Annotated in this window: 20 protein-coding genes; 11 read left to right on the top strand and 9 right to left on the bottom strand. The window is 73.1% G+C overall.

All coding sequences use genetic code 11. The features are described 5' to 3' along the window. The first annotated feature begins 105 nt into the window (after window positions 1-105). On the top strand, window positions 106-1,116 hold the full coding sequence (locus tag ACIP5W_RS23990; protein ID WP_401477081.1) for a helix-turn-helix transcriptional regulator: 1,011 nt from the start codon (window positions 106-108) through the stop codon (window positions 1,114-1,116). A 310-nt stretch (window positions 1,117-1,426) separates the two neighbouring features. Further along, window positions 1,427-3,487 carry a PA14 domain-containing protein gene (locus ACIP5W_RS23985; RefSeq protein WP_401477078.1) on the top strand — a complete coding sequence of 687 codons (2,061 nt, stop codon included), beginning with the start codon at window positions 1,427-1,429 and terminating at the stop codon, window positions 3,485-3,487. A 94-nt stretch (window positions 3,488-3,581) separates the two neighbouring features. On the opposite strand, the gene ACIP5W_RS23980 is transcribed toward ACIP5W_RS23985, so the two are convergent. After that, on the bottom strand, window positions 3,582-4,805 hold the full coding sequence (locus ACIP5W_RS23980) for a saccharopine dehydrogenase family protein (RefSeq protein WP_401477075.1): 1,224 nt from the start codon (window positions 4,803-4,805) through the stop codon (window positions 3,582-3,584). 139 nt (window positions 4,806-4,944) lie between these two features. Between ACIP5W_RS23980 and ACIP5W_RS23975 the strand changes: the two genes are divergently transcribed. Next, on the top strand, window positions 4,945-5,670 hold the full coding sequence (locus ACIP5W_RS23975) for a TetR/AcrR family transcriptional regulator (protein WP_401477072.1): 726 nt from the start codon (window positions 4,945-4,947) through the stop codon (window positions 5,668-5,670). Window positions 5,671-5,808: 138 nt separating this feature from the next. Here the strand turns inward: ACIP5W_RS23975 and ACIP5W_RS23970 are convergent, their stop codons facing one another. The 4 genes from ACIP5W_RS23970 to ACIP5W_RS23955 are packed head-to-tail and all read right to left on the bottom strand — an operon-like array spanning window position 5,809 to window position 8,277. Further along, a complete protein-coding gene (locus ACIP5W_RS23970) occupies window positions 5,809-6,399 on the bottom strand; it encodes a hypothetical protein (RefSeq protein ID WP_401477069.1) in 591 nt (196 codons plus the stop codon). After that, entirely contained in the window at window positions 6,396-7,532 is a 1,137-nt protein-coding gene (locus tag ACIP5W_RS23965; protein WP_401477066.1) for a DUF6286 domain-containing Asp23/Gls24 family envelope stress response protein, read from the bottom strand. The genes ACIP5W_RS23970 and ACIP5W_RS23965 overlap by 4 nt, the downstream gene beginning before the upstream one ends. Next, a complete protein-coding gene (locus ACIP5W_RS23960; protein WP_401477063.1) occupies window positions 7,529-7,714 on the bottom strand; it encodes a hypothetical protein in 186 nt (61 codons plus the stop codon). The genes ACIP5W_RS23965 and ACIP5W_RS23960 overlap by 4 nt, the downstream gene beginning before the upstream one ends. Window positions 7,715-7,767: 53 nt before the next feature. Beyond that, a complete protein-coding gene (locus ACIP5W_RS23955; RefSeq protein WP_401477060.1) occupies window positions 7,768-8,277 on the bottom strand; it encodes an Asp23/Gls24 family envelope stress response protein in 510 nt (169 codons plus the stop codon). A 337-nt stretch (window positions 8,278-8,614) separates the two neighbouring features. Between ACIP5W_RS23955 and ACIP5W_RS23950 the strand changes: the two genes are divergently transcribed. Genes ACIP5W_RS23950 through ACIP5W_RS23940 form a run of 3 tightly spaced genes read left to right on the top strand, consistent with a single transcriptional unit; the run spans window position 8,615 to window position 10,163 of the window. Next, window positions 8,615-9,199: an RNA polymerase sigma factor gene (locus ACIP5W_RS23950; RefSeq protein WP_401477057.1), complete on the top strand. Its 585-nt coding sequence runs from the start codon at window positions 8,615-8,617 to the stop codon at window positions 9,197-9,199. After that, window positions 9,196-9,813, top strand: a complete 618-nt coding sequence (locus tag ACIP5W_RS23945) for an Asp23/Gls24 family envelope stress response protein (RefSeq protein ID WP_401477054.1) — start codon at window positions 9,196-9,198, stop codon at window positions 9,811-9,813. The genes ACIP5W_RS23950 and ACIP5W_RS23945 overlap by 4 nt, the downstream gene beginning before the upstream one ends. Then, entirely contained in the window at window positions 9,810-10,163 is a 354-nt protein-coding gene (locus tag ACIP5W_RS23940) for a hypothetical protein (RefSeq protein WP_401477051.1), read from the top strand. The genes ACIP5W_RS23945 and ACIP5W_RS23940 overlap by 4 nt, the downstream gene beginning before the upstream one ends. 15 nt (window positions 10,164-10,178) lie before the next feature. On the opposite strand, the gene ACIP5W_RS23935 is transcribed toward ACIP5W_RS23940, so the two are convergent. Then, on the bottom strand, window positions 10,179-10,334 hold the full coding sequence (locus ACIP5W_RS23935; protein ID WP_401477048.1) for a hypothetical protein: 156 nt from the start codon (window positions 10,332-10,334) through the stop codon (window positions 10,179-10,181). A 338-nt stretch (window positions 10,335-10,672) separates the two neighbouring features. Continuing rightward, window positions 10,673-11,698: a TerC family protein gene (locus tag ACIP5W_RS23930; protein ID WP_401477045.1), complete on the bottom strand. Its 1,026-nt coding sequence runs from the start codon at window positions 11,696-11,698 to the stop codon at window positions 10,673-10,675. 172 nt (window positions 11,699-11,870) lie between these two features. Here ACIP5W_RS23930 and ACIP5W_RS23925 point away from each other — a divergent pair, with 172 nt between their 5' ends. The 4 genes from ACIP5W_RS23925 (at window position 11,871) to ACIP5W_RS23910 (ending at window position 17,715) form a co-directional block, all read left to right on the top strand. Beyond that, the gene (locus tag ACIP5W_RS23925; protein WP_401477043.1) at window positions 11,871-12,203 is read left to right on the top strand and encodes a helix-turn-helix transcriptional regulator; all 333 of its coding nucleotides are present in this window, start codon (window positions 11,871-11,873) and stop codon (window positions 12,201-12,203) included. Between the two features lie 356 nt (window positions 12,204-12,559). Next, entirely contained in the window at window positions 12,560-14,032 is a 1,473-nt protein-coding gene (locus ACIP5W_RS23920) for a glycoside hydrolase family 43 protein (RefSeq protein WP_401477255.1), read from the top strand. A 260-nt stretch (window positions 14,033-14,292) separates the two neighbouring features. Then, complete coding sequence (locus ACIP5W_RS23915; protein ID WP_401477040.1) at window positions 14,293-16,041, top strand: cellulase family glycosylhydrolase; 1,749 nt, start codon at window positions 14,293-14,295, stop codon at window positions 16,039-16,041. Between the two features lie 444 nt (window positions 16,042-16,485). Next, window positions 16,486-17,715, top strand: a complete 1,230-nt coding sequence (locus ACIP5W_RS23910) for a PP2C family protein-serine/threonine phosphatase (RefSeq protein ID WP_401477037.1) — start codon at window positions 16,486-16,488, stop codon at window positions 17,713-17,715. 90 nt (window positions 17,716-17,805) lie between these two features. Here ACIP5W_RS23910 and ACIP5W_RS23905 read toward each other — a convergent pair whose 3' ends face one another. Further along, window positions 17,806-17,985: a hypothetical protein gene (locus ACIP5W_RS23905; RefSeq protein WP_401477034.1), complete on the bottom strand. Its 180-nt coding sequence runs from the start codon at window positions 17,983-17,985 to the stop codon at window positions 17,806-17,808. After that, on the bottom strand, window positions 17,982-19,295 hold the full coding sequence (locus tag ACIP5W_RS23900) for a cation:proton antiporter (protein ID WP_401477032.1): 1,314 nt from the start codon (window positions 19,293-19,295) through the stop codon (window positions 17,982-17,984). Before ACIP5W_RS23900 ends, ACIP5W_RS23905 begins: the two co-directional genes overlap by 4 nt. 290 nt (window positions 19,296-19,585) lie before the next feature. Between ACIP5W_RS23900 and ACIP5W_RS23895 the strand changes: the two genes are divergently transcribed. Further along, window positions 19,586-20,104, top strand: coding sequence for an SRPBCC family protein (locus ACIP5W_RS23895; protein WP_401477029.1), 519 nt, complete (start codon window positions 19,586-19,588; stop codon window positions 20,102-20,104). Window positions 20,105-20,117 lie beyond the last annotated feature (13 nt).

The following is a 20,117-nucleotide window of genomic DNA, read 5'->3' as shown; positions in this document are numbered from 1 at the left end:
ATGAGCCATGACGGGGGTCGGTCCGCTCGTATTCACCGGAACACGTTGCGAGCGGCCGCGGGTGCGCGGGATGTGCAGGCTTTCTTCGACCGGGTGACGGAGGTGATGCTTGCGGATTTCCCCTGCGAGGTGTGGGCGGGTGTCACGCTCGATCCGCTGACGCTGATCAGCACCGGGGGCAACTACCGGCGGGGCGTGCCGATCGAACTGATGCCGCGGATGCTGGACATCGAGTACCGCGAGGGGGACGTGAACCACATCCCGGACCTCGCCCGCCGGCCCGCACCGGTCGGTCTGCTCAGCCGCGAGGTGAAGGGCGACCCGCGGACCAGTCCGCGCTACCGCGACATCTGCCAGCCCCTGGGGCAGCGGGACGAGTTACGGGTGGTGCTGCGCGACCGGCACGGGAGTTGGGGCGCACTCGTACTGGGGCGCAGTGCCGACCTCCCCCCGTTCGACGAGGCGGAACTCAAAGCGGCCGGCTCACTCGCCGCACCTCTGGGACAGGTGCTGCGGCGCCTGCTCGTCCAGGAAAGCGCTCGGGCGGCCTCCCACCCCACCGCTCCGGGACTGGTCATGCTGGATGCCGACTACCAGCCGGTCTTCACCTCGCCCACCGCCGACCACTGGCTCGGCGAACTGGAGTCGGGCAACGGCAGCCACGGACTGCCCATCGCCGTCTACGCGGTGGCCGCCTCCGTCCGAGCCGCCGCCCGCGCGGACGAGGCGTCGCGGTCCGTGACCTCGTGGGCCCGAGCGCGCAGCCGGGAGGCCGTCCAGCTGCACGCCTGGTCGCTGGACGAGAACCTCGGCGCGTGCGTCGCCGTGGCGATGGAGCCCGCCGATCCACACGGACGGGCCGCCTTCCTCGTCCGCGCCTACGGCCTCTCCCCGCGCGAGTGCGCGGTGGCCGAACTCGTCTTCCACGGCTACTCCACCCAGGAGATCGGCCGGCGGCTGCGGCTGTCGCCGCACACCGTGCAGGACCACCTGAAGGCCGTGTTCGACAAGACCGGGGTCCGCAGCCGCCGTGACCTGGTGGCAGCGATCTTCTCCCGGCACTACGCGCCCACCGCGACCCCCCGTCCCGACGCGAGCGCCGTCTGCCGCGTGTAGGCCCGCACTCGCCGGCGGTGCTCCTGTCGCACAGGGGCCGGCACTCGCCGGGCGGCCTCACCGAAGTCCGGCGGCAGCACGAACCGGACGTCCCGCTCGTCCCCCGGCGGTGACGGCCGGGCGATCACCCGGGCGCGGGGCCGCCGGGGCCGCCACGGCACCGGGCGCCACCGGCCTCCGGTGATCGTCCGCCTGGTGACGGTCCGTGAAAAGTGCGTGGGGCGGGGCAACCCTGTCCCCGCCTCGTGGGTCACACAGGTGTCACCTGTTTCAGCTGTCCCCCCTTGGTCCGGAAAGGGCCCCATTCCCTGTGTCGACTCGTACCCGGCTGACCGCGCTGGCCGCGACAGCCGCCCTCGCCGCCACCGGCGGCCTGATCACCGCCACGCCGGCCCTCGCGGCCGTCACCTGCGCCTCTCCCGTCTGGAAGGTGCAGTACTTCGGCAACTCCACCTTCAGCGGCACGCCGAAGCTGACCGCCTGCGACTCGGCCATCAGCGAGAACTACGGATACGGCGACCCGGCCGGCGTCGCGCTGCCCAAGGACAACTTCTCCGTCCGCTGGTCCCTGACCCGGGACTTCGGCTCCGGCGGCCCCTTCCGGTTCTCCGCCGCCACGCAGGACGGCATGCGCGTCTACGTCGACGGCGTGCGGAAGATCGACCTGTGGAAGAACGTCTCCACCACCGCCCGCAGGACCGTGGACCTGACCCTCCCGGCCGGCCGGCACACGATCCGCGTCGACCACGTCGCCTGGACCGGTATCGCCCTCGCCGCCTTCACCTACGCCCCGCGCACCGAGGCCGCCGTCGACACGGTCAAGCCGCTCGCGCCGGGCGGCCTCACCGCCGTGTACAACCGGGAGGACACCGCGCGGACAACCCTGCGCTGGGCCGCGAACAAGGAGATGGACCTCGCCGGTTACCGCGTGTACCGCCGGCTGGGCACCGCCCAGTGGGCGAAGGTCAGCGGCGCGTCGCCGCTCACCTCCACGTTCTTCGCGGACGCGACGCCCGCCACGGGACAGACCTTCCTCTACGAGGTCCGCGCCGTCGACAGGGCGGGCCGCGAGTCGGCCGGGAGCCTCGACGTCACCGCGGTCACCGTGGACCGCACGGGCCCGGCGGCACCGACCGGCCTCTCGGTCGTGGGCGACGCGTGGTGGGCCACCCTGGCCTGGCAGGAGGTCGCCGACGCCGCGACGTACGAGGTGTACGCCGCCTCCGCGGCCACCGGTCCGTTCGAGTTGCTGGGCGCGACGACCACGACGTCGTACCGCACCGGCGCACCCGTGAACACCGCCCGGTACTACCGGGTCCGCGCCCTCGACGCGTTCGGCAACCCGTCGGTGTACGCCACCGTCACCGGCGACGGCGTCGACCGGACGCCGCCCAAGTCCCCGGCCTCGCTCGAATCCATCGCCCAGGTCGGCCACACCGACGTGTACTGGAAGCAGCCCGACGGCTTCGACGAGGACTTCTCCAACGGCGGGACCTACCGCGTCTACCGCTCGCCCGGCAAGACCCTCGACCCGGCCGCACTCACCCGTGTGACCTGCGACCACGACGAGAGCGACGAGACCGGCTCCGGTGGCGTCTGCCACGACCTGGACATGCCCGCGAACACATACGTGACGTACGCGGTCGCCGCGGTGGACCCGGCCGGAAACGAGTCGGCGCTGTCCGCCCCGCTCGTCGTCCGCACCGGCGACCGCGTCGCGCCCGGCCCGGTCACCGGCCTGCTGGCCACCCCGCGCGCCGACGGAATACTGCTGAGCTGGGCGGCCTCGACCGAGGACGATGTCAAGCAGTACGTGGGCTGGAGCGGCGTCCGGCAGGCCGACGGCACGGTCAAGTGGCTCGGTTCCGCCTCCTGCGCGGAGGGCACGAGCGACCCGCTCGCGGTCCTGTGCGGCGACCTGCCGGACGGGGAGACGTACGTGTACGCGGTCGTCGCCCGGGACCGCTGGGGCAACGCGCTGCCTCCGAGCGACCCGAGGGTCACGGCCGTCGAGGCCACCGAGCTGGACGTCCGGCCGTCCGTGACGGTCACCCGGGACTGGGACCTCGGCGGCACGGGCTACGGCGTCATCATCGGCGGGCCCGACCAGGACGGGCCGTCCATCAACTGGCGGTGCGACAGGACGGCCGCGTGCGAGACCGTCGTGGGCTACCGGATCAGCCGGTGGAACGCGGCCACGGAGGCGTACGAGCCGCTGCACGCCGGCCTGCTGCCGGCCGGTACCCGTGCCTACACGGACACCACGGCCGCGCGGGGGACCACGCACTTCTACACGCTGGAAGCAGTGCGCGCCGACGGCGGCGTCACGGGCACGCACGTGTGGAACTGCGTCTTCCAGGACCGCGTCTAGGGCGTCCGGGCGGTGAGCTCGGGGCGGGGGCCCGGAGCGGGACGTGCCGCTCCGGGTCTCCGCCCGGCTGGGGGGGGCCGGGGGAACGGGCGGTTCAGTTCTCCTCGCGCAGGCCCCACGGAGTCCCGTACGCGCCGAGCAGGTCGAGGAAGGGCTGGGGCGGCAGGGCCTCGGGGCCGAGGACGCCGCTCGCCCTCCACCTGCCGTCGGCGATCAGTTCGAGGGCGATCACCGGGTTGACGGCGGTCTGCCAGACGACGGCCTGGGAGCCGTACTCGCGCATCGTCCATTCGTTGTCGACGACGTGGTAGAGGTACACCTCGCGCGCGACACCGTCCTTCGTTCCCCTGACCCAGGTGCCCGCGCAGGTCTTGCCCTTCATGCGGTCGCCCAGCGTGGCCGGGTCGGGCAGACACGCGGCCACCACGTCCCGCGGGGAGACCTGGACCGGCCCGTCCGTGCCGGGGACGGTGACCTTCCCGGTCGAGTCGAGCCCCAGGGCGTGGAGGGTCTTGAGCTTGGCGATGAAGTCGTCGCCGAGGCCGTACTTGAAGGTCACGCGGCGTGCGTCCACCCAGCGGGGCATGAGGAGCACCTCCTCGTGCTCGACGTTCACGCACTCCACGGGGCCGATGCCCTCGGGGAAGTCGAAGACCTCCGGCTCGCTGAAGGGTGCCGTGGTGAACCAGCCGCGGCCCTTCTCGTAGACGACGGGCGGGTTGAGGCACTCCTCGATGGTGGTCCAGATGCTGAAGGAGGGTGCGAAGTCGTAGCCCTCGACGGTGAGGTTCGCGCCGTCGCGGACGCCGATCTCGTCGATCTCGTCGAAGAGTTGATCGGCCGCGTACCGGGCGAAGACGTCCGACAGGCCCGGCTCCACGCCCATGCCGACCAGAGCAAGGCGGTCGGCGCGCTCCCAGGCCCCGGCCAGGGCGAACTGCTCGTCGCCGAGCTTCACCCCGCACTGTTCGTAGGGGGCGGTCGGGTGCGGTACGGACAGCGACATCGCCATGTCGACGTAGTGCGCACCCGCGGCGAGTGCCGCGTTGAACAGCGGCATCACGAACCGCGGGTCGGTCGCGTTCAGCAGGACCTCGCAGCCTTCCGCCACGAGGAGCCGGCTGACGGCCGTCTCGTCGGAGGCGTCCAGGCGGTGCGCGCTGAACCGGTCCCCCTGGTCGCCGAGCGCGGCCACGGCCGCCTCGGCACGGGCGAGGTCGTGGTCGGCGACGACCATGTGGGTCAGGAAATCGCGGCGGGCGGCGATACGGGTGGCGGCGGTTCCCACGCCGCCCGCACCCACGAGAAGCACACGCATGTCACACACCGTTCTCGTCGAGAGTCGGGACAGCCCGGGCGAACGCCCGGGGACGCCCCGATGCAACACGACCGCGACGGTTAAGGTCTACGGCGTTGGCATAAGGGGTTCGGCACGAGGGTTTCCGAGGGAGCGCGCGATGCCCAAGAAGGTGGTTCCGGAGGCGGAACGGCGCAGGCGACGGCCGACCCGCCACGGCACCGTGCTGTCGGAGAAGCAGATCGTGCGGACGGCACTGCGGATGCTGCGCGAGCACGGCAGCGCCGGACTGACCGCACGCCGGCTCGGCGCCGCGCTCGGGGCCGACCCGAGCACCCTCTACCGGTACTTCGCCGGCCTGGACGACCTGACCCGTGCCATCGGCGAGGAACTGATGGGGCGCGCCCTCGACAGCTGGACGGCCACCGGGAGATGGCGCCCCGACCTGCGCGCCCTGGGCCTGGCCGTCCACACCTCCTACCTCGCCCACCCCCAGGCCGCCCTGCTGACCGCCAGCCGTGTCACGGGCCGGCCGCGGGAGATCCAGGTGGACGAGACGATCATCGGCATCCTGCGCGGCGCCGGCTTCAGCGACGTGGACGCCGTCGGCGTCTACCACGCGTTCATCGACCTGACTCTGGCCTTCGCCGCCCTGGACGCGGGCGCGCTGGCCGTCAAGGACGAGGCGAGAGGGGCGGACGAGGGGATGTGGACCTCCACCTACGCCCGGCTGCCCGCCGAGACCCACCCGCACATCGCCGCCACCGCACACCTGCTGGCGGACCGGATGAACCTCAGCGCCTATCCGGTCGTACTGGACACCCTCCTGGACCAGGCGGAGGCCCGGCTGGCCGCCGCGCGGCACCGGGCCGGCGGTACCGGGTGAAACCGGGGGCCCGGCAACCGCAGCGGCGGCCCGGTGGGACGCCCGCGGTCCGTCCGGGCAGCCGGGGCCGGTGACGCGGACGGGGCCGGTGACGCGGACGGCCGAGGTGCGCAGCCGGCCGGCCGCCGCGGCGCCGGGTCAGCGGGCACGGTGCGTGCGGAGCGTCGCCGCGCTCAGCCGGACCCGGCTGCGGACGGTGTACGGCGCGGCGAGGGCCTCGGCCTCCGCCGTCACCGCGCCCAGGGCGGCCACCACGGCGTCGGGCGGCGTGTCCGGTTGCAGCCAGACCCGCAGGCCGACCTCCAGCCGGCCTCCGGCACGGCGCAGCACACGAGCACGGCAGCGGGCCACGCCAGGCAGGGACGCCACACGCGTCGACAGCGCTTCGGCCAGCGCCTGCGGGCGCACCGACCCGCCCGGGGTGGGCAGGGCGATTGCCCGGGCGGGGCCGAAGCGGAGCTGTGCCAGAGCCCACCAGACGAACAACAGCGTCAGCGCGGCCGCCACGGCGAAGACGGTCGGTGTCCACCAGGCCTCGCCGCGCAGCTGTGCCAGCCGGTCGCGGTCGAGGAGGACGCCGGAACCGCTGCCGGCGGCAGGCCACCAGGACGGCAGGCGGGGGGCGACGCCCCGGTCCGTGGCGGCCAGCCACGTGCCCGAGGCCAGGAGCCCGAGGCCGACGACGCAGAGACCGATGCGGTTGAGGACCTTGCGCGGGCGCGGCGTCACCGGCCGCCTCCCGTGGTCCCGCCGGACGCGGACGGCGCGGACGGCGCGGTCCGCGCGGACGGCTCCGCGCGGACCGCGGACGCCGTGGCGGCCGGGACGCTCCGCGCCGTCCCGGCCGCCGCCGGCTCCGCGTCCGTGGCCAGCGCGGTTCCGGCGTCCTCCACGGCCGGCCGGCCGTGTGCGCCGGACCCCGGTACCGATGCGGCTCCCCCACCCTCTGCGCCCGGCCCCGGAACCGGCTTGCGCAGGACCGGCCCGGGCGTCACCGTGACGCGCAGCCGGGGGCCGCGGCGCAGGCGGCAGGCGTCGAGGACGTCCCGGGCGGCGGCCGTGACGGCGGTGTGCGCGCTCGCCCGGTCGCCGAACGCGAGTCCGGCCCGGACCGAGACGCGGCGGCCCCGGAGCCGTACCCGGACCGTCGTGACGCCCTCCACGCCCGCCGCCGCGTGTCGGACCACGCGTGCCACCGCGGCCCGGTCCACCGCCGCTTCGACACGCGGCGCCGAGGTGCGGACGGTGCGCTGCCCGCGCCGGCCGGGAGTGAGGGCGAGCAGGATCATCCACAGGCCGAGCGCAGCGGTCAGGCCGCCCGCCGCGACGACGGCCGGGTCACCTGGCCCGTGCCCCGAGAGCCAGCGCACGGCCCAGGTCCGCCAGGCGCCGGCCGGCCGTCCCGTGGTGTGCACCCGGACCAGGTCGGCGGCGAACGCACCGCAGGCCACGGCGGCGGCTCCGGTGAGCACGGCGACGGGCACCCGGCGCTCGGACCACCACCGCCGGGGCGTACGGGAGCGGGAACCGGTCTCGCCCGCGGGAGAGGGCGGAACACGCGTCCACGGTGTCAGCGAAGCGACGTCGACACGCGCCAGGGGCACGTCGAGGCCCGTCAGCAGACGGGTGCGCTCCGTCGCGTGCTCCTGGACGTCTCTCACCGTGTCGGCGAGCGGAGCCCGGCAGGGCAGCGTCACCCCGAGGGACAGCTCGGCTCTCCCACCGCGCACGGACACCGCCACCCGGGGCGCGGGCGGACCACTGCGGCCCGGTGGCAGAGCCTCCAGGGCCGCCTGCCGGGCGATCCTGCGCACCGCCCGGTCCGAGACGACGGTGACGCCCCGCTGTTCGGGGGCGGTCATCGACGGCTCCGTTCGAACGCGTCCCGCACGTCGCGGACGTTTCCGCCGCCGTCGGCCCACCGGCCCAGCGCCCAGCCCAGGCCGCCGAGCGCGGCGACCAGCAGGAAGGCGCCGAACCCGCCGAAGTGTCCGGCGAACGCCAGGGCCATGCCCGCGATCATTCCCATGTACGGGGTGCTCATCCCGATCCACCTCTCACCGGATCCGCTCCTGTCGGTCTCTCCGCCGGGCGCGTCTACTCCACGCGGGCCTCGGCCGGGACCGCCGGGTCCTCGTCGTCGGGCAGGCGGACGTCGTTGACCGTGACGTTCACCTCGACCACCTCCAGTCCGGTGATGCGCTCCACGGCCGAGATGACGTTCTCCCGCACGTCACGGGCCACGTCCATGACGGGCACGCCGTACTCCACGACGAGGTCCAGGTCGATCGCCGTCTGCCGTTCGCCCACCTCGACCTTCACGCCGCGTCCCACGTTGGGGCGCCCGCCGGGCACGCGGTCGCGCACGGCGCCGATGGTGCGCGACAGACCGCCGCCCATGTCGTACACGCCGGGGATCTCCCGGGCGGCGATCCCGGCCACCTTCACGACGACGACGTCGGCGATCGACGTCCTGCCCCGGTTCGCGGCCGGCTGGTCGGCTCCCGCCCTGCCACCGGAGACGGCCGTCGTCGTCTGCGGCGCACCGCCGGTCCGGGACGTGGTGACGTCCTTGGCGGTGGGTGCGGCTTGCGTGGTCGTGGTCATGGCACATCCCTCTCGTTACGGCTGCCGGTCGTTCTCACTTGAGTGGACCCGCTCCGGCCGGATCCGTGACGCGGGTTCGGAGAAAAAGGGCCGGGCGCAAAGTCCGGGGCTCCCGGCCCGGGAGCCGTCGGCCGTCCGTCACGCGGTCGGTGCTGCTCCTCTTCCTCGCTCCGGGAGTCCGGGCCCGGAGCACGCGCGGACCGGCGAGGACCGAGATCAAGGGGATGTTTCCTCCCGGTCCGGCGTCCGTGCGGGGCCCAGGCCCCGAAGTGCTCCGTAACAAGGACGCCTCCGGGCTGTCCAACCTCGTGGAGAGACGGACGAGAGGAGCCGCCCAGTGGCGGGGGCCCGCACACAGAGCGCACCACCAGACACCAGGGACGCCACGGACGACGCCCTGTTCGCCGTGCGTGCCGCGGAGGGGGACGAGGACGCGTTCGCCGTGCTCGTGCAGCGGCATGCTCCGGCGCTGATCCGGCTGGCCACCAGCCTCCTCGGGACCGGCAGCGAGGCGGAGGACGCCGTGCAGGACGCGTTCATCAGCGCCTGGCGGCGGCTTCCCGAATTCCAGGGCCGCTCCTCCTTCGGCACCTGGATGTACCGCATCGTCACCAACCGCTGCCTGAACGTGCTGCGAGCCCGTCGGCCCGTGGCTCCCTTGGAGGCGGCGGGCGACGTGGCGGCGGCCGAGCACACCACGTCGCCCGCCCGCATCACGGAAGCCCGTGACGCGGTCCGCGAGTTGCGGGAGGCCTTCGACCTGCTGTCGCCCGAACAGCGGGCGTGCTGGGTGCTGCGGGAACTCGACGGCCGCTCCTACGAGTTCATCTCGGACACGGTCGGCATCAGCCAGGAAGCCGTCCGTGCCCGCGTCTTCCGCGCACGCCGTTGTCTGACACAAGCCATGGGGGCCTGGCGATGACCGCCCACACCGATCCGCCGAACAGCACGTCCGCCGACGCCGGAGACGAGCTCCTGCCGTGCGGGCGGCTTCTGTCGCGAACCTGGGACGACTGGGAACGGCGGGCCGACGAGGCCCACCTGCGGTCCTGTCCGCACTGCGGGGAGGCCGTGCGCGGACTCGACCTGCTGGAGACCGCGGTGCGCGGTCTGCGTGCGGAGGCCGCGGACGCTGCCGCCCATGACGCCGAGCCGCTGACGCGGCGCGTCATGGACGTCGTACGACTCGAGCTGCGTCCGGGACGCCCGCTGCCCCTGGGGGAGCCCGGGGAGGACCTGTGGATCATGGAGGCGGTCGCAGCCCGTGCGGTGCGTGCGGCAGCCGAGACTGTCTCCGGCGTGCGGGCCGGCTCCTGCCGTCTGTCCACCGACGGCGCCGCGGGAGCCGTCGAGGTCCGCCTGGACGTCCGCGTCCCGGCCGGCCCTCCCCTGCCGGAGATCACCGAGCTGGTGCGTGAGCGGGTACGGGAGGCCGCGGACCGGGAACTGGGCGTGGTCGTCACGGTGGTGGACATCCACGTCACCGACGTCGTCCTCGCCCCCTCCGACGACGAGCAGGAAGGCCCCACCCCATGACCGGGCACCACGCAGGCACCCCGCACGCGACGCTCGTGGAGGACGTCGCCCGGGTCGTGGAGGACGTGGCGGGTGTCGCCTTCCTCAGGCCGGGCCTGGCCGATCGGCTGCGCTCCGCGCTGTCCCGGCCGGCGCCGCGCTCCGGCAGGACCCCGTCCGCGGGAGTGCGGATGACCCGGGAGGACGGCGCGGGCTCCTGGCACGTCGAGATCGAGGTCGTCGTCCTGAGGCAGGCCAGGCCCGTGGACGTGGCCCGCGCCGTCCGGGCCCGCGTCGAGAACCGCTTGGACGCCCTGGCGCCCGAACGGCCCGCCACGCGGGTCACGGTGACGGTCACGGGCCGGGTCTGAGCGCCGTGCCCGGCGTCACTCGGCGTCACTCGGTGTCACCGGGTGCCAGAGAAGCGGCGGGGGCGCGGTGGCCATCAGATGCGCGACGACGATCCCCACCGCCACGGCGGCGGCGGTGAGCCGGAACCCGCGCAGCCGTGCGGGCGGGACCTGACCGGGTCCTGCCCGCACCGGCCGTCCCGCCGCCGTCGGCGCCCGTCCGGGCAGCGCCGGCGAACCGGCGTACGCCGACCAGGGACCGTCGGGGACCGGCAACGACCGCAGGGGGACGGGAGCCGCCGCCGGTCGCAGGGGGCCGGAAGCCGGAACGGCCCGCGGCGGGCGCGGGCGCGGGGCGGCGGCACCCTCCCGTTCCGTTCCGTCCCGTCGGTCGGGACGGGAGGGCATGGGCTGCGGGGAGGGAAGACCGGTCGTCATGGCCGTACGGCGATCGGGGAGCGCCGCGTGCGACGGGGCGGGGCCGCATCGCACGGAGGCGCTCCTCCGACGGCGTCAAGGAGTCGGGGTGCTCATGACGCCGTGTCCGGGTGGTGCGGGTTGGTGGCGGGTTCGGCGCCCGCGGTCCCGTCGGTTCCGGCCGTGGTGCCGCCGTCGGAGTCACCGCGGTCGCCCCGGGTGGCGATGAGGGACCAGGCGATGGAGACGGTGATGGTGACGACGATGACGCCGAGGGTGAGGGGGATGGGCAGCTTGCCGACGGGGGTCTCGGACAGGATGAGCTTGACGCCGGCGAAGGCGAGCAGGACCGCGAGCCCGTAGTGGAGGTAGGCGAAGCGGCGCAGGAGTCCGGCCAGGCAGAAGTACAGGCTGCGCAGGCCCAGAACGGCGAAGGCGTTGGCGGTCCACACCAGGAAGGTGTTGGTGGTGATCGCGAGGATGGCGGCGACGGAGTCGACGGCGAAGATCAGGTCGGTGGCCTCGATCGCGACCAGCGCCACGAACAGCAGGGTGGCCACCCGCCGCCCGCCGGTCCTCGTGAAGAACCGGCTGCCGTGGTAGCGGGTGTCGGTGGGGATGATCTTCTTGACCAGGCGGACGACGATGTTGCGGTCCGGGTGGACTTCCGCGTCCTTGGAGACGGCCATCTTGTAGCCGGTCCAGATCAGGAACGCGCCGAACAGGTAGGCGGTCCAGAAGAACAGCTGCAGCAGCTCGGCGCCGACGAAGATGAACGCCAGCCGGAGGATCAGGGCGCTGATGACGCCCCAGAACAGGACTTTGTGCTGGTAGGCGTCGGGGACGGCGAAGAAGGAGAAGACCAGCGCGAAGACGAAGACGTTGTCGATGGACAGCGCCTTCTCGATGAGGTAGCCGGCGTAGTAGGTCGAGGAGACCTCGCCGCCCTGCCAGGCCAGGAGGACCAGCCCGAAGGCGAGACCGATGGCGATCCACACTCCGGACCAGATCGCCGCTTCCCTGAAGCCGATCACGTGGTCGTCCCGGTGGGCGAGGAGGTCGACGGCGAGCATGACGGCGATGACGAGGGTGACTGCGGCCCACATCCACAGCGGGACGGTGAACGACAGGTCATTCATCGAATGGCTCCCTTCGGCGGGCCGGAGCGATGGCGGGGGTGTGTTCAGCGTCACCCGGCCACCCGACACCGGTCAAGAGTTACACGAAAATTTTTTCGTCAACGGTTTTTCGTCAATGTTTTTTCGTGAAAAAATATTGGCCAGACGAAGCCCGCTTCGTATGATGAAGGCCATGACTCAATCCTCCGCGCGCGGTGACCAGTGGACGTTCCTGACCAATCACGCCCGTGTCCTGATCACCCTCGCCCGTGATCCCGAGTCCCGCCTGCGGGACGTCGCCGACGCCATCGGCATCACCGAACGCGCCGTGCAGTTCATCGTCGCCGACCTCGAAGCGGCCGGATACCTCACCCGCACCCGCGTCGGCCGCCGCAACCGCTACACCATCGACCCCAGCGTCGCCCTCCGCCACCCCGCCGAGGCCGGCCATCCCGTCGGCGACCTGCTGGCCACCTTCCTGCACCGCGAGGACATCCCCGCCGGGCAGGAGCTCGACACCCTGTGACGTGCCGCCGGACAGCCGGGCCGCACCGGGTCCGGGACGCAGGACGTCCGTCCCGGCCCCACGGTGGGGCCGGAGCGGGCGAGGGGGTGTCCGGACGAACGCACCCCATCTGTCGAAGCGCATCGACGCTGCCACCGTCCCGACGGATCGGCAATGCCTCAGGCGGCGAAAGTTTCTAGCCGTTATGGCTCTTGTTTCCCGAGAAACAGATCCGCTACGTTCGCCTGCCATCAAGTGAAGCGCTTCGACACTCACCCCAGGGTAGGGCCGCCGCAATGAGTCACCAGTTGAACCGTGGAAGCCGCGACGACGCGGAGGTCCCCCTCCAGCACCCGGCCGCCCGCCCGGGCGAGCCCGTGATCCCCGGCTTCCACCCCGACCCGAGCGTCTGCCGCGTCGGAGACGACTACTACCTCGCCTGCTCCAGTTTCGAGTACTTCCCCGGCGTACCCGTCTTCCACAGTCGCGACCTGGTGCACTGGACGCAGATCGGCAACGCCCTGGACCGGCCGGAGCAACTGCGGCTGCCGGCCGGCATGCCGTCCTCCGGCGGGGTCTACGCCCCGACCCTGCGCCACCACGACGGCCGCTTCTGGCTGATGGTCACCAATGTGAGCGAAGGCGGCGGCAACCTGATCGTCACGGCCACCGATCCCGCCGGCCCCTGGTCCGATCCCGTACGGGTGCCGGGCGTGCCGGGCATCGATCCCGACCTGGCCTGGGAGGAGGACGGCACCTGCTGGTGCACGTTCGCCGGGATCGCCCAGGTCCGTATCGACCCCTCCACCGGACGGACGTACGGGACACCGCACGGACTGTGGTCCGGCACACCCGGCGCGAAGGCCCCGGAGGCGCCGCACCTGTACCGGCTCGGCGACCACTGGTACCTGCTCATCGCCGAGGGCGGCACCGAGCGCGGCCACGGCGTGTCGATCGCCCGGGGCCGCACGCCAGACGGTCCGTTCGAGCCGTGCCCGGCCAACCCGGTCCTCACCCACCGGAGCACCGACCACCCCGTGCAGAACACCGGACACGCCGACCTGGTCCAGGGCCCCGACGGCTCCTGGTGGATGGTCCTGCTCGGCGTACGACCGCGCGGCGGCACCCCCGGCTGGCACGTGCTCGGCCGCGAGACCTTCCTGGCGCCCGTGACGTGGGTGGACGGCTGGCCGGTCGTCGGCGAGGTCGCACCGGACCCGGCCACGCTCCCGTGGCCCCTGTCCCCCGGGCCCGCCGAGGAGCACCGGGACGACTTCGAGCCGAGCGGACTGCGGCCCTCCTGGATCTCCCTGCGGGACCGGCCCGCCGAGCACTGCACCACCGAGGAGCGCCCCGGATGGCTGACGCTCCGCGCACGGGGCGGCTCCCTGGACGAGCCGGACGTGGTGTTCACCGGCCGGCGCCAGCAGCACCTGGCGTGCCGGGCGCGCACCCTGGCCGACCCCGCGCAGGGGCGCGGCGGGCTCGCCGTCCGGCTGGACGAGCGGCACCACTACGCGATCGAGGCGTCCGGCACCGAGGTCCGGGTGATCGCGCGCGTCGGCTCCCTGCGCACGGTCGTGGCCACGCACCCCGTGCCCGCCGGGCCCGTGGTTCTCGGCCTCACGATCACGGAGACGCCGCCCCCGCACGGGCCGGTCACCGGACCCGACGTCGTCTCCCTCGGCGTCGAGGAGCCCGACGGCACCTTCACCGTGCTCGCGACGCTCGACGGCCGCTACCTGTCGACCGAGGTCGCAGGCGGCTTCAGCGGCCGGGTCCTCGGCATGTACGCCGCGGCAGGCACCGTCCACTTCGACTGGTTCGACTACGAGCCCCTCGATCGCTGAGCCGCACGCGTCAGCCCGCGGACCCGTACCGGCGGGTGCGGCGGGCGGCCGGCACCTTGTCGCCGCCCGCCCGCCCGGCCGCCGACCCGTCGGCTCACCTGCCCGCCCTCCTGCTCGCCCGCCCAGCCGTCACGGACCGGATCGCCGGACATCCGGCCCGGGGCACCGCCTGCAGATCGGCGCCACTCGACCGAAGAGGCCCTGCCCGACCGAAAGGCAGCACTCGACCGAAAGGCACCATCCACCGAAAGGGACGACACGTGAAGGACATACGGAACGCCGCGCACCGTCGCAGCCGCGGCCCCGGACGCCTGGCAGGACTACTGCTGACGGTGCTGGTCATCGTGGGACTGTCGGGCGGCACCTCGCTCGCAGCGACCGGCGACCCGGCGCAGTCGGAGCGGCCGAAGGCCGCGGCCGCCGCCGTGGACGCCGTGGCCGCGATGCAGCCCAGCTGGAACCTCGGCAACACCCTGGACGCCATCCCCGACGAGACGTCCTGGGGCAACCCGCCCGTCACCGAGGAACTGTTCGACACCGTCCGTGCGAAGGGTTTCCGCAGCGTCCGCATCCCGGTGACCTGGAAGGACCACCAGTCCGCCACCGCGCCCTACACCATCGACGCCACCTTCATGAACCGTGTCGAGCAGGTGGTCGACTGGGCGCTCGCGGACGGCCTGTACGTCGTGCTCAACGTCCACCACGACTCGTGGCAGTGGATCGCGGACATGCCCGCCGACCACGACGGGGTGCTCGCCCGCTTCGACGCGACCTGGGCCCAGATCTCCGCCACGTTCCGGGACGCGCCGCGCACCCTGCTCTTCGAGAGCGTGAACGAACCCGTCTTCAACAACGCGACCGAGGCGCAGAAGGCCCAGCTCCTGCGCGAGCTGAACACCTCCTTCCACACCGTCGTCCGCTCCTCGGGCGGCGGGAACGGCGACCGCCTGCTCGTGCTGCCCACGGAGGGCTGCACACCCTCCCAGAACCTCATGGACGACCTGTCCACCACGATGAGCGCGCTGCACGACAGCAACCTGGTCGCCACCGTGCACTACTACGGCTACTGGCCGTTCAGCGTGAACATCGCCGGCGGCACCCGGTACGACGCCACCGCCCAGAAGGACATGACGGACGCCTTCACCCGCATGCGCGACCTGTTCGTCGCCAAGGGCATTCCGGTCTACCTCGGCGAGTACGGCCTGCTCAGCTACCCCGACTACACCCGCCCCGACGCCGTCGAGCGCGGTGAGGCGTTGAAGTACTTCGAGGACCTGGGCCACCAGGCACGCCTCGGCGGGATCACCACCGCTCTGTGGGACGCCGGTTCGTTCGTGAACCGCAACACGCTGCAGTGGCGGGACCCGGGCATGATGGAGCTGATCAAGTCCAGCTGGACCACACGCTCGGGCACCGCCTCCTCCGACACGGTGTACGTGCCGAAGTCCGCCCCGATCACGGCGCGGACGCTCACCCTGAACCTGAACGGCACCGGCTTCCAGGGCCTGTGGCAGGGCGGCACCCCGCTGTCGTACGGCAGGGACTACACCGTCTCCGGCAGCCGGCTCACGCTGACCGCGACCGCGCTCACCCGGCTGGTCGGTGATCGGGCGCACGGGGTCAACGCGACGCTGCGGGCCAGGTTCTCCCGCGGCGTCCCCTGGCAGATAGACGTCATCACCCACGACACCCCGGTGCTGTCGGGCGCGACCGGCACCACCGGCTCCTTCGCCGTCCCCGCCCGGTTCCGCGGTGACAGTCTGGCGACCATGGAGGCCAGGTACGCCGACGGCGGCAACGCCGGCCAGACCGACTGGACCCCGTTCCAGGAGTTCAACCGGGCCTTCTCCCCGGACTACCCCGGCGGCAGGATCGTCCTGACCGCCGACTTCCTGAACGCGTTGCGCGACGGCGCACCGGTGACGCTGACCTTCCACTTCTGGAGCGGCACCACGGTCACCTACCACGTCACGAAGTCCGCAGGCTCGGTCACCGGTTCGGCGTCCTGACCGACCGGCTCCTCGACCTGGCCGCCCCCTCCCCGGCCGACCCGGTGCCGGGCAGGGGGCGGCCCGCCGACGGGTGAGGCGCCGGGCGGCACGACCGCCGGCCCGGCGCGGCGGTCAGGCGCGGCGGTCAGGCGGCGTGGCACAGGGCCGCAGTGCCGCCCGGTGCCGCGGTGCCGCGGTGCCGCGGTGCCGGTCACGATCGGGGCACGGCAGGGCCGGTGCGGACGGCCCGTCCGGTGACGCGCGTACCGCTGACCCGCGGGACCGGGGGGCGTACTGCGGGCGCACCCCGGTCCGATCCGTCAGGCGACGTCGAGAGCCTCGGTGATCGTGCGGGGCAGGTGCCTGCCGACCCCGGACGGAGCAGTGCCCGAGCTCGGACGGCAGGCGCGAACTATCGTGGAACCGCACACGTGGTGACGGGCGGCGTCGAGGCGGCAGCGCATGAATGGACCGCGGATCGACTACGCGGCGGTGTTCCGGGCCCTTCCCGGCATGGTGGCGCTGCTCACCCCCGATCTGGCGTACGCCGACGTCAACGAGGACTTCGCCCAGCTGACCGGGCGCTCCCGCGAGCAGCTGCTCGGCCGCTACATCTTCGACGTGTTCCCGGAGAACCCTGGTGAACCGGCCGCCGCCGGCATGCGGGAGACGCGGAAGTCGATGGTGCGCGTGCTGGAGACGGGCGAGCGCGACACCATGGCGCTGCTCCGTTACGACATCGAGGATCCGGGGCGGCCCGGCCACTGGGAGGAACACTTCTGGAGCCCGGTCAACGCGCCGCTCCTCGGCCCCGACGGCGAAGTGGTCCTGATCGTCCACCGGGTGGAGGAGGTCACCGAACTCATCCGCGCCCGTGGCGGCCGCGGCGACAGCGACCGGGCCCGGGTGCTCGAGGCCGAGCTCTACACCCGCGCCCGTGAACTGCAGGAACTCAATGAGCGCCTGCGCAGGGCGCACGCCCGGGAACGGGAGGTGGCCCTGACCCTGCAAGCGGCGATGCTGCCCGCTCCGGACCCGGTCGGGCATCACCGGACGGCCGTGCGCTACCGTCCCGCGATCGGTGGCCTGAACGTCTGCGGCGACTGGTACGACCTGGTCGCCCTGCCCGGGGACCGCATCGCGGTGGCCGTCGGGGATGTCGTGGGCCACGGGCTCGCCGCCGCCTGTGTCATGGGCCAGCTGCGCAGCGCGCTGAGCGCGGCCGCCCGGGTCGCCGACGGTCCGGCCCAGGCCCTGGAAGCCCTCGGCCTCTACGCCCGCTCCGTCGACGGCGCCGAATCGACCACCGTGGCGAAGACGTTCATCGACTGGGACAGCCGCACCCTCACCTACAGCTGCGCGGGCCACCCGCCGCCCGCCCTGCTCTCCCCCGACGGGACAGTGACCTTCCTCGACCGGGCCACCGACCCTCCGCTGGGCGTGAGTCCCGAGCACGTCCTACGCTCCGAGGCAGCCGTCCCCTTCGCCGAGGGCGCCACGCTCGTCCTGTACACCGACGGCCTCGTCGAACGCCGGACCGAGGACATCTGCACCGGTCTCGCCCGGCTCGCCGACTCCCTGGCCCGCCACGGGCAGGCCGACCCCGAGATCCTGGCGGACGGCCTCCTGACCGACCTGCTCCCCTCCAGCGGCAACACCGACGACACCGCACTCGTGGTCATCCGCCTCTGACCCTCCCGCCGGCGCCCACGGCCCGGCCCGCGCGACCGGACAAGGCAACGCATCCCCGACCCCGCCTTCTGGGCAGGGGCTCACGCTCGGTCAGTGCCGGGCCCACGCCCGACACGAGCGGAAGGCCGACGCCGCCGGGCGCGAGCGCGGGTCGAACGAGTCCTGCTGCCGCATCGCCGCCAGGAGAACGCCGCCGAGCACACCGGTGATCACGAAGAACAGCACGTTGAGGGCGCCGTACAGGCCGAACCGGTGCTCCCGCTCGCTCACAGCCGCTGACTCGCGATGTCGACCTCGTCCGGTTCAGGTCCCGTGGCGGGGTCCCGCTTCGCCCGGAGCAGGCGCAGCCGGTCCAGCCGGGAGATGACGGGCGAGGCCGTGATCCCGTGCAGGACGACGGAGACGAGGACGGTGAAGGCCACCACCGCCCACAGTTCCCCGGCCGGGACGTGGAACGTCTGCGTGCCGAGCGCGTAGGAGAGGTAGAAGAGCGAGCCGATGCCGCGGATGCCGAAGAAGGCGGTCACCAGGCGTTCACGGGGTCCCGCGGCCGAGCCGAGCTGGGCGAGCCAGCCGGTCAGGGGGCGGATGACGAACAGCAGCGACAGGCTGACGAGGACTCCTTGCCAGGTCAGCTCGGACAGGCCCCCCTGCCCGAGGCAGGCGCCGAGCAGCAGGAGCAGGCCGGCGGTCAGAAGACGCTCGACCTGTTCCACGAAGTCGTGCATCACCGTGTGGTAGCCGTGGGCGCGTTCGGCGGACCGCAGGCGGCAGGCGGTGACGAACACGGCCAGGAAGCCGTAGCCGTGGGCGACTTCGGTCAGACCGTAGGCCAGGAACGTGGCTCCCAGGGCCACGAAGCCCTCGCCGTGCTCGGACAACCGCATCGTCCGCCGGCCGGCACGGAAGAACAGCCAGCCCAGCAGCGCTCCCACGGCCAGGCCGCAGGCCACGCCCATGGCGCACTTGTACAGGAGGTCGACCAGCAGCCAGTGCCCGACCCAGCCCCCGGACATCCCCGTACCGGCTGTGGCAGCCAGCGCCATCGCTGCCGCGACCAGGGGGAAGGCCAGCCCGTCGTTGAGTCCCGCCTCGCTGGTCAGTGCGAACCGCACCTCGTCCTCGTCGTGCTCGGAGTCGGTGGGCGCACCGACCCGGACCTCCGAGGCGAGCACCGGGTCGGTGGGTACGAGCACGGCGGCGAGGAGCAGTGCGGCGGCCGGCGGCCAGTCCAGCAGTCCCCGGGCGAGGAGCGCCGTCGCCGCGACGGTCAGGGGCATCGTGATGCCGAGCAGCCGCCAGGTGGCGCTCCACCGGCGGCGGCCGAAGGGCCGGTTCAGGGCGAGCCCCGCCCCCATCAGCGAGACGATGACGCAGATCTCGGTGAGGTGCTCCACCCATGTTCGGTCACCGACGGGGTCGATGTCCGGCAGGGGCAAGGGCAGAAAGGGCAGGATGCCACCGCAGGCCAGGAACACGAGCGGCGCCGACAGCGGCCGGCCGGCCACCAGACGGGGCAGCACCGCCGCCCCCAGCGCACCCGCTCCGAGCAGGGCGAACAGGAAATCAGCCGAGGTCATCGGTGACGGGTGCCCGCCGTGGCCTGAGATTACGCAGTCCGGCGGGGGGGACCCGTCGGTGTCGGTCCTGTCCGCGAAGGCAGCCTCGTCGCCCGGTCGCCACTCGCCTCGCGTGAGGCGCCCTGCGTGAGGCGCCCTGCGTTAGGCGCCCTGCGTGAGGGGTAGTCGGACGCCCGGCGGAGCGGGCCGGCCGCGCGGCCCCGGCGGCCGGCTGCGTGCGGGCCGACGTGTGGCGACCGGCCGGGCGTGCGGTGAGACTGGGGCGAGCGGCGGCTGACGATGGGTGGGTCATGCACAGCGTTGAGGAAACGATCGGGATCGCGGTTCCGGTGAGTACCGCGTACAACCAGTGGACGCAGTTCACGGTCTTCCCCCGGTTCATGACGGTGGTGAAGAAGGTCGACCAGGTCAGGCCGGCCCTGACCACGTGGACCGTCGCGGCCGGACCGGTGCGCCGTGAGTTCCAGGCCGAGATCGTGGAGCAGGAACCGGACTCGCACGTGGTCTGGCGAAGTCTCGAGCGGCATCCCGCCCACCGGGGCGAGGTGACGTTCCGGCCCACCGCGGCGGGCGGCACGGAGATGACCGTGCGGATCCGCATCGAGCCGCGCGGCGTCACCGGCGTGCTCGCCGGTGTCCCCGGGCTGGCCGACCGTGTCGTGCGGGACGAGCTGCGGCATTTCAAGGAGTACATCGAGGGCCTGGGAGAAGAGACCGGGGCCTGGCGGGGAACCATCCGCGACGGGCGGGTGCGGCCCGAGGAACCCAAGCCGCGCAGGAGTCGGGTGGCCCGCTGGCCCGTCGGCTGACCTGCGCCCCGGC

The organism is Streptomyces sp. NPDC088766, from assembly GCF_044750845.1.
Taxonomy (GTDB): domain Bacteria; phylum Actinomycetota; class Actinomycetes; order Streptomycetales; family Streptomycetaceae; genus Streptomyces.
Note: the sequence above shows the minus strand (reverse complement) of the source record. Positions and strands in the feature narration are given on the sequence as shown.